Raw genomic sequence first — 1,296 nt, forward strand, 5'->3', positions numbered from 1 at the left:
CAGCAGCCGCTCCTCCGGGGTCAGCTCGGTCTCGCCCTTCGGGGTGACCTTGCCGACCAGGATGTCGCCGGGGACGACCTCGGCGCCGATCCGGACGATCCCGCGCTCGTCGAGATCGGCCAGGATGTCCTCGGAGACGTTGGGGATGTCCCGGGTGATCTCCTCCGGGCCCAGCTTGGTGTCGCGGGCGTCGACCTCGTGCTCCTCGATGTGGATCGAGGACAGGACGTCGTCCTGGACCAGGCGCTGGGACAGCACGATCGCGTCCTCGTAGTTGTGGCCCTCCCACGGCATGAACGCCACCAGCAGGTTCTTGCCGAGCGCCATCTCGCCGTCGTCGGTGCAGGGGCCGTCGGCGATGACCTGGCCGGCCTCGACCCGGTCGCCCTCGGCGACGATGGGCTTCTGGTTGAAGGAGGTGCCCTGGTTGGAGCGCCTGAACTTGGCGACCCGGTAGGTGGTGCGCGAGCCGTCGTCGTTCATGACGGTGACGTAGTCGGCGGAGACCTCCTCGACCACGCCGGCCTTCTCGGCGCTGATGACGTCGCCGGCGTCGGTCGCGGCACGGTATTCCATGCCGGTGCCGACCAGCGGCGCCTCGCTGCGGATCAGCGGCACCGACTGGCGCTGCATGTTCGCGCCCATCAGGGCCCGGTTGGCGTCGTCGTGCTCCAGGAACGGGATCATCGCGGTGGCCACCGACACCATCTGGCGCGGCGACACGTCGATGTAGTCCACCTCGCGGGAGGCCACGTAGTCGGTCTCACCGCCCTTGGTGCGGACCAGGACGCGGGCGTCGGTCAGCTCGCCGTCCGCGCCGAGTGCCGAGTTCGCCTGGGCGACGACGAACCGGTCCTCCTCGTCGGCCGTCAGGTAGTCGATCCGGTCGGTCACCCGGCCGTCCACGACCTTGCGGTAGGGCGTCTCGATGAAGCCGAAGGCGTTGAGACGGCCGTAGCAGGCGAGGTAACCGATGAGGCCGATGTTCGGACCCTCGGGCGTCTCGATGGGGCACATCCGGCCGTAGTGGGACGGATGCACGTCACGGACCTCCATCCCGGCCCGCTCGCGGGACAGACCGCCGGGGCCCAGGGCGTTCAGCCGCCGCTTGTGCGTCAGGCCGGCCAGCGGGTTGATCTGGTCCATGAACTGCGACAGCTGCGAGGTGCCGAAGAACTCCTTCATCGACGCCACCACCGGCCGGATGTTGATCAGGGTCTGCGGCGTGATCGCCTCGACGTCCTGGGTGGTCATCCGCTCGCGGACGACGCGCTCCATGCGGGCCAGGCCCAGGCG

1 pseudogene is annotated in these 1,296 nt (G+C 69.4%); it reads right to left on the minus strand.

Annotation, left to right across the window (positions count from 1 at the left end):
- Nucleotides 1-1,296: pseudogene (locus tag AB0J76_RS49460) on the minus strand (DNA-directed RNA polymerase subunit beta); the annotation flags it as partial.

This window comes from Nonomuraea sp. NPDC049624 (genome assembly GCF_040675255.1).
In the GTDB taxonomy this organism is placed as follows: domain Bacteria; phylum Actinomycetota; class Actinomycetes; order Streptosporangiales; family Streptosporangiaceae; genus Nonomuraea.